This is a genomic window from Rhizobium sp. UFLA01-1127 (assembly GCF_059803845.1).
Genome location: NZ_JAUQTZ010000206.1, coordinates 1 through 7,839, shown reverse-complemented (window position 1 = coordinate 7,839; position 7,839 = coordinate 1). Strand labels below are relative to the sequence as shown.

Here is a 7,839-nt window from a genome sequence, read left to right as displayed (position 1 = left end):
CTTATGGTGTGAAGGACGTCTCGAGTGGCTGACGACATCAGAGCTGCGCTCTATTCGCCCCAGATCCTGTAGGCTTATCCAAGAGATGATTAAGCTTGAAGACGACTTCGGTTCGGTTCGTTGCTTTGAGCTTTTTCATAATGTTGCGAACATGCACCTTGACGGTGCTTTCACGCAGTTTGAGCTCATAGGCGATGATCTTGTTCGCCTTTCCGCGACGGAGCGCCTCTACGACTTCGGCCTGGCGATCCGTGAATATGTCGGCCAATGGGCGCGCGGTTGAGCTGCTCGACTCCAATAGGTGATGCATGGCGAATAGGGCGCTTGCAGGCACAAAAAGTCCGCCAGCCACGGACAGCGCGATCAGCTCCATGCACACGCGAATGCTGACCAAGGTAGGTATATAACCCTTGGCCCCATAATCGAACGCCTTCACGATTTGGGTGAAATCGTCACTATCCGCCAATATGATGACTGGTGTCGAACAGAATTCCGACGAAAGGCTCTTGATATGTTCCGAAACGGCAGGCTCGTCGATCTTTTTGCCGCCGATGTTCAAGAGGATTGCTGCAAGAGGAGGATACTCGTCGCGCTTTTGCTTCCACTCCTCAATTGATCCAAATGCCAGGATAAGCAAATCCGTCTTGTGAGCGGTCATGCATTGCGCAAGGCATTGCCGATCGAGTTCGCGGTTATCGAGTATGACGAGCGATTGCGTCGGTTCTGGCGCCAGGGTAAGTGCCGTCGAACTGTTCTCTAGCTTGAGGGGAGGAGCCGCGGTTTCCTGCCGAAGGTTCAAATTTGGTATAAGCGCTGAGTTCACCGCTTCATCCTCCCCTACCTAGTTTTTCTCCGCCACTAAGGCGAAACATTTTATCCCCTCTTAAATCCGGGGGCTCTTTAAATACGCTAAATTAGGAATTTAATAACATAGTTCATAAAGAATTACACTAAAAAATATACGACAAAGAAAATATAACTTCTCCTGGAATGTATATAGCAAATTCGCTTCATAAGTGAGAGTTATATGTTACTGAAGCTGACGTATAAGTCATATTATATTGATTGAAAGTCCAAATAAAATCTTATTACGTGTCAAGACATTGAAGATATGAACTATGTTCACGATGTCGCGATGTGATGTAATATACTAACAACGTTATCGGGTATCATACATTTTGAGGTTCGCCATTATAGAAAGATACGTCGTTAGGTGAATAAACTCAAACGTATTGTTTCTTTACTCGGTTGATAAAAACATTTCTCTTTGGAAGAAAGAAATATTGGCCCTATGGCAAAGAAAGCTTGAGCGCAAATCACGCGATGACAGGTTTCAGCTGAAAATAAGGGTCTGTTTAAGGAGGGGACAGGATGATTGCATCAAACGTCAACCTGGAAGACGGCGTCGTTATCCACCATCCTGACCTTGTGAACCTTTATGGTTGCACAATCGGCTCGGGAACGCGCATCGGCACCTTCGTTGAGATTCAGAAAAACGTTCTGATCGGAAAAAACTGTAAGATCTCCAGCCACTCCTTCCTCTGTGAGGGAGTGACCCTGGAAGATGGCGTTTTTATAGGCCACGGGGTCATGTTTACGAACGACACATACCCGCGTGCCGTCAATCCGGATAGCAGCCTTAAGACGGAGGCCGACTGGATGGTAATCCCTACGCTGGTTAAGCGCCATGCGTCGATCGGCAGCAACGCCACCATTCTGCCTGGTGTGATGATCGGAGAAGCTGCGCAGGTCGGCGCCGGAGCGGTTGTAACAAAGGATGTGCCCGCTGGCGGCATTGTCGCTGGCGTCCCGGCCAGAATAATCGGTCGCGTGAATGACGGGCCAGACGACGATATGCAGGCGTTGGAGGGAATGCGATGATCGGCATCGCTGTTGTCGGGTATGGATATTGGGGGCCTAATCTGGTTCGCAATATCTCGGAGGCGGCCGGAGCGCACCTCGTTTCTGTCTGTGATCTCAATCGCGAGCGACTGGCCGCTGTTCAGAGCCGGTATCCGGCAATAAAGACCACCGATGATTTCGAGGAGGTCTTACGCGACCCGGCTGTGGATGCCATCGCAATAGCGACGCCGGTTTCAAGCCATTTCAGGCTCGCCATGCAGGCTTTGATGGCAGGAAAGCATGTTTTTGTCGAAAAGCCGATGGCTGCGACGGCGGAGGAAGCCTCGCGGATGGTTGACGAAGCAGCGCGTCGCCGTGTCGTATTGGCCGTGGACCATACGTTCGTCCACACAGGGGCCGTTCGCAAAATGTGCGAACTCGTCGAAAGCGGCCTGGGAGACATGTATTACTACGACTCTGTTCGGGTCAATCTGGGGCTCTTCCAGCACGATGTCAGTGTAATTTGGGACCTCGCGGTGCATGATCTGTCGATCTTGGATTATGTCCTGCAGGAGAAACCTGTGGCTGTTTCTGCCATGGGAATGAGCCATGTGCTGGGTGAACCGGAAAACATCGCTTATCTGACGCTCTTCTTCGAAAGCAAGCTCATTGCGCACATCCATGTGAATTGGCTGGCGCCGGTCAAGGTGCGCCGTACGCTGATCGGCGGCAGCAATAAGATGATCGTCTATGACGATCTAGAACCAAGTGAAAAGATCAAGGTCTACGACAGGGGCATCACGCTGAACCCCAATTCTCTCGCATACGGCGAGAAGGTCCATCAGATGTTGGTGGGCTATCGCAGCGGCGACATGTGGGCACCAAAGCTCGATATGACCGAGGCATTGAAGCGCGAACTCGAGCTGTTCGTCGATTGCATCGAGCAAAGTGCGCGGCCCGTCACGGATGGTCTTGCCGGGCTACGTGTCGTTCGCATCCTGGAAGCCGCGACCCGGTCGCTCGCCCAACGCGGTCGTATCGTTGAACTCGAAGAGGCGAGGCGCATCGCATGATCCCATTCCTGAACATCAAAGCACAATATGCGTCGATCAAGGACGAGATCGACACCGCCGTGCTCAGCGTCCTGGCGTCGGGCCAGTACGCATTGGGCGACGAGGTCGCGCGTTTCGAGGAGGAATTCGCAGACTATTGCAACGTCAAGCACGCGATAGCCGTCAACACGGGAACAAGTGCCTTGCATCTTGCCCTTCTTGCGGCGGGCGTCGGCCCGGGCGATGAGGTCATTACCGTTCCATTCACGTTCGTCGCAACTGCATCGGCGATCTGCTACACCGGCGCACGGCCTCTGTTCGTCGATGTTGAGCCGGTGACGCTCACAATGGATCCGGCTAAGATCGAGGCAAAGATAACGCCTCGGACGAAGGCCATTGTTCCTGTCCACCTCTACGGACAAATGGCAGATATGGATGCAATCAAGGCGATTGCTGACCGCCATCGGATACCAGTCATCGAAGATGCCTGCCAGGCCCATGGTGCGCAGTACAAAGGCGACCGTGCCGGCAGCATCGGTGTATCCGGCTGCTTCAGCTTCTATCCCGGCAAAAATCTCGGCGCCTGCGGCGAGGGGGGGATGGTCGTTACCAGCAGCGACGAACAGGCCAAGACGATACGCATGCTGCGTGACTGGGGTCAGGAACAGCGCTATCACCATCTGCTGAAAGGCTTCAATTACCGCATGGACGCCATTCAAGGCGCGATCCTGCGTGTCAAGCTTCGGCATCTTGAAGCTTGGACCGAACTGCGTCGTGCTCATGCCCGCCGCTACTCATCGCTGCTTGCTGGATCAGTGGATTTGATGATCCCTGTAGAAGCAGCCGAGCGACGCCACGTCTACCATGTCTATGCCATAAGAAGCCGCCATCGCGACGGGCTTCAGCGCGCACTTAGCGCGGAAGGAATCCAATCTGGGCTGCACTATCCCATCCCCGTTCACCTGCAGAAGGCCCATGCCGACCTTGGTTACGAAGCCAATGATTTCCCAATTTCGGAGGCCGCGGCACGCGAGGTACTCTCGCTGCCCATCTATCCCGAGATGCCTGCATCGCACCTTGAGCAGGTGGTCGCCGCGCTGGAGCATGCCTATGTCAGTTAACCGCTCAGGGAAGACTCGACTCGTACAGGCGGTCCACGGCCGCCAGGAAAAGCGGGCAGATCCGGCCTATCAGGCGGGGTTGGTCGAAGAACTCCGGCAATCATACGGGCGCGCCGGCCTGGTCGACCTCTACGGTCGCTTCGCGACAGGAGACGGGGTCGTCGACACCTTGATGCGGAAAGCTATCTGGCAAGGTATCACGCGACGCTGCGGCGAAGCTTTGCATGTCTCAAGCGGCGCCGGCTTCAAACATCCCGAAACTTTCGAAATCGGCAATGGGGTGTTCATCGGTGCTCAGGCCTATATCCAGGGACGCTACGATGGCACGTGCGTGATCGGCGACAACGTCTGGATCGGACCGATGGCCTATTTCGACGCCCGTGATCTAGTGATTGAGGATTGCGTGGGGTGGGGGCCTGGCGCCAAGGTGCTTGGCTCCGCCCACACAGCGCTGCCTGTTGACGTGCCAATCATTCGCACGGATCTGGAAATCAAACCCGTGCGCATTGGCGCATGGGCCGATATCGGGACGAATGCGACAATTCTTCCCGGCGTATGCATAGGGAAGGGGGCGATCGTTGGAGCGGGAGCAGTCGTTGTCTCTGACGTCGAGCCGTTTTCAGTCGTAGCCGGTGTGCCGGCGAGATTCATACGTTGGCGCACAGACGCCGATCCAGTGATGGATATCTCGCTTGGGGGAGATCATGAGAGATAAACGGGTGCTCATTACCGGCGGAGCCGGTCTTATCGGATCGCATATTGCCGATCTCGTCGCATTGGAAAAGCCGCGTGAGATTGTCATCCTCGACAACTTCGTGCGCGGTCGCCGCGACAATCTTAACACGGCAATAAGCCGCGGGCCGCTTAACATTATCGACGGAGATATCAGAGACAGATCGCTGTTGGCGAAAGTCTTCGAAGGCGTGGATATCGTCTTTCATCAGGCGGCCATCCGAATTACGCAATGTGCGGAAGAGCCGCGGCTTGCCTTCGAGGTTCTGGCCGAAGGCACATTCAATGTTCTTGAAGCTGCCGTTAAGGCAGGCGTCTCGAAGGTGGTTGCAGCCTCTTCCGCTTCCGTGCTGGGCCTTGCCGAGAGCTTTCCGACGACTGAAGAGCATCACCCCTACAACAATAGGACGATCTATGGCGCGGCGAAAACCTTCAACGAGGGGCTCCTTCGCAGCTTCGCGGAGATGTATGGCCTGCGCTATGTCGCGCTGCGCTATTTCAACGTCTATGGGCCACGAATGGACGTTTACGGCGCCTATACGGAAGTATTGATCCGCTGGATGGAGCGACTGGCGGCCGGAATGCCGCCTATCATCTACGGAGACGGCAACCAAACCATGGACTTCGTGCATGTCCGCGACATTGCGCGAGCAAACCTGTTGGCCGCGACGAGTGATGTCACGGACGAGGTGTTCAATGTCGCCAGCGGCAAAGAGACAAGCCTGCGGGAACTCGCACAAATTCTGAGCCGTGTCATGGGGGCTTCACTCGAACCGCAGCACCTTGAGGCGCGGACGGTCAACGGCGTGACACGTCGTCTTGCCGACACGGGCAAAGCGGAACGTCTCCTGGGCTTCAAGGCCGAGACGCAGATCGAGGAGGGGCTTCGTGACCTTGTTGCGTGGTGGCGGCTGAAGACCGCGCTGGCAGGAGGCCAAGCTGCATGACACCGTCGCTCTCTGCAATTCCAGTCGCCAAGCCTGTTCTCGGAGAGGAAGAGGCTGAGGCTGTTCGCCGCGTTATTCTGTCGGGATGGGTGACGCAGGGGCCGGAAGTCGCGGCTTTCGAGCGTGAGTTTGCGGCCTTCGTCGGCTCCCCACACGCCTGCGCTGTTTCCAACTGCACGACGGCGCTTCATCTGGCCTTAAAGGCGGTCGGCGTCGGCGCCGGTGATGAAGTCATCACGGTCAGCCACTCGTTCATCGCAACGGCGAACGCCATTCGATATTGCGATGGCGTGCCTGTTTTCATCGACATCGAGGCTGACGGTTACAACATCGACCCCAGTCTGATCGAAACAGCAATCACATCTCGCACCAAGGCAATCCTGTGTGTGCATCAACTCGGCATGCCTTGTGATCTCCGCGCTGTCGTGGAAATCGGGAGGCGCCACTCCATACCGGTTATTGAAGACGCCGCCTGCGCGACGGGAAGCGAAATCCTCTGGGACGGGCGTTGGGAGAAGATCGGCAAACCGCATGGCGATATTGCCTGCTTCTCCTTCCACCCCCGGAAGGTCGTCACGACAGGTGATGGCGGCATGTTGACCACTGCCAATCCCGAATATGACCAAAAATTCCGGCTATGGCGCCAGCATGGCATGAGCGTCACCGATGCAGTCCGCCACGGTTCGAAACAGGTGATCTTCGAGAACTATGATGAATTGGGTTACAACTATCGTATGACCGATCTTCAGGCGGCGGTCGGGCGGGTGCAGTTGCGGCGGCTGCCGGATCTGATTGTGCAGCGAAGGCGGCTTGCGGAACAGTATTGCGAGCTGCTTTCCACCATCACCGGGCTAGCGTTGCCGATCGAGCCTTGCTGGGCTCGCAGTAACTGGCAGAGCTTTTGTGTGAGATTGCCTAATACGGTCGATCAGCGGACAGTCATGCAGGCACTGCTCGATAAGGGGATCTCGACCCGGCGCGGTGTGATGAACATTCATCTGGAGGGAGCCTATTCCAGCCCAAGCTTCCATCGTGCCGACAAGAAATTGGTTCGAAGCGTATCGGCACAGCGGCAAACGATAATTCTGCCGCTTTTTGTTCAGATGACGGACCTCGACATCATCAGGGTTGTTGAGGAACTGCGCGGATCCTTTGCTGGAGCCGCGACCCCGGATGCGGTTGAAAGCGATCGGAACATCGCTCTTGCGTGATGTTGCACTTGCATGCTGCTGGGCTCGACGCGCATCATTTTTCACGCGGAATTCGTGATCCATCCTTTGATAAAGGCAGGCACTGACTTGAGCGGAAGCAGTTCGACCAACATGCGCAGCGAGTACAGCCCGCTAAGAGCCACAGCGACGAAGCCAATCACCATCGCCGACCACGGCGGCAAGACGAAGAAGGCCGAAAATACCAATCCCGATGCTGGCAGGAAAAGCAGCGTGTGCCTGCGATTGGCCACGGACCAGCGGAAGCCGGTAAGCCGCCGCACGATCACGTAAATCAGGATACCGTGCCAGATATAGAGGCCGAAAAATGCCATGCCGGCTCCTGGCGCGCCGAGCTTCGATACGAAGAGCCAGGCCAGCCCCACATGCACCAGCGTCGCCGCTACCTCCGTCAAGAAGAAAATAGTCTGCGCACCCTTCGCCACGACGATGAAACCCATCGGCCACGCGACGATCCTGAGCATCATTCCCAGGCATATCCAGCGCAGAAGTTCCACGGCTCCATGAAACTCCGCGGAATAGAACAAACTCATCATGAGCGGCGCCAGTGTCAACGTGGCAAGCAGACCGGGGCCGGCGAGCAGTATGCTAATTTCTGTCTGCTCATTGACCAGCCGGTTGCATTCGGCATGGTTGTCTGCGGTCGCAGTCAAGCGCGGATAGAAGTCAGTTCCCATCGCCTGCAAAATGAAGCCTGCGTAGAGACCGCCAAGCCCCCAGGCCGCCTGATATAATCCCGCGGCTGTCGCGCCCCCTTCCTTGAGCATAATGAGCCGGATCGCATAGGCTGCGCCAAAAGTCAGCAGCCCGCTTGCCATGAAGACGATGCCAAGCCTGAACAACATGTTGCCTTCTCGGCTAAACTGGCGCATCGACATTGGAGGCGGGTTTGCGCCTATCCGTCTGCTGTACCACC

The 7,839-nt window shown here is 55.9% G+C and carries 8 protein-coding genes; 6 read left to right on the top strand and 2 right to left on the bottom strand.

Annotation, left to right across the window (positions count from 1 at the left end; genetic code table 11):
* Positions 1–37 precede the first annotated feature (37 nt).
* A complete protein-coding gene (locus Q4Q11_RS29875; protein ID WP_498571739.1) occupies positions 38–823 on the bottom strand; it encodes a response regulator transcription factor in 786 nt (261 codons plus the stop codon).
* Positions 824–1,371: 548 nt separating this feature from the next.
* On the opposite strand from Q4Q11_RS29875, the gene Q4Q11_RS29870 reads away from it, so the two are divergent.
* Genes Q4Q11_RS29870 through Q4Q11_RS29845 form a run of 6 tightly spaced genes read left to right on the top strand, consistent with a single transcriptional unit; the run spans position 1,372 to position 6,905 of the window.
* The gene (locus Q4Q11_RS29870) at positions 1,372–1,881 is read left to right on the top strand and encodes an acyltransferase (RefSeq protein WP_498571738.1); all 510 of its coding nucleotides are present in this window, start codon (positions 1,372–1,374) and stop codon (positions 1,879–1,881) included.
* Positions 1,878–2,915, top strand: coding sequence for a Gfo/Idh/MocA family protein (locus Q4Q11_RS29865; RefSeq protein ID WP_498571737.1), 1,038 nt, complete (start codon positions 1,878–1,880; stop codon positions 2,913–2,915). The genes Q4Q11_RS29870 and Q4Q11_RS29865 overlap by 4 nt, the downstream gene beginning before the upstream one ends.
* Entirely contained in the window at positions 2,912–4,015 is a 1,104-nt protein-coding gene (locus Q4Q11_RS29860) for a DegT/DnrJ/EryC1/StrS family aminotransferase (RefSeq protein WP_498571736.1), read from the top strand. The genes Q4Q11_RS29865 and Q4Q11_RS29860 overlap by 4 nt, the downstream gene beginning before the upstream one ends.
* Complete coding sequence (locus Q4Q11_RS29855) at positions 4,005–4,730, top strand: acyltransferase (protein ID WP_498571735.1); 726 nt, start codon at positions 4,005–4,007, stop codon at positions 4,728–4,730. Before Q4Q11_RS29860 ends, Q4Q11_RS29855 begins: the two co-directional genes overlap by 11 nt.
* A complete protein-coding gene (locus Q4Q11_RS29850; protein ID WP_112507974.1) occupies positions 4,720–5,694 on the top strand; it encodes an NAD-dependent epimerase/dehydratase family protein in 975 nt (324 codons plus the stop codon). The genes Q4Q11_RS29855 and Q4Q11_RS29850 overlap by 11 nt, the downstream gene beginning before the upstream one ends.
* Entirely contained in the window at positions 5,691–6,905 is a 1,215-nt protein-coding gene (locus Q4Q11_RS29845) for a DegT/DnrJ/EryC1/StrS family aminotransferase (RefSeq protein WP_498571734.1), read from the top strand. The genes Q4Q11_RS29850 and Q4Q11_RS29845 overlap by 4 nt, the downstream gene beginning before the upstream one ends.
* A gap of 41 nt (positions 6,906–6,946) precedes the next feature.
* Here the strand turns inward: Q4Q11_RS29845 and Q4Q11_RS29840 are convergent.
* Positions 6,947–7,839, bottom strand: an 893-nt coding sequence (locus Q4Q11_RS29840) for an oligosaccharide flippase family protein (protein ID WP_498571733.1), incomplete at its 5' end; no start/stop codon positions are given.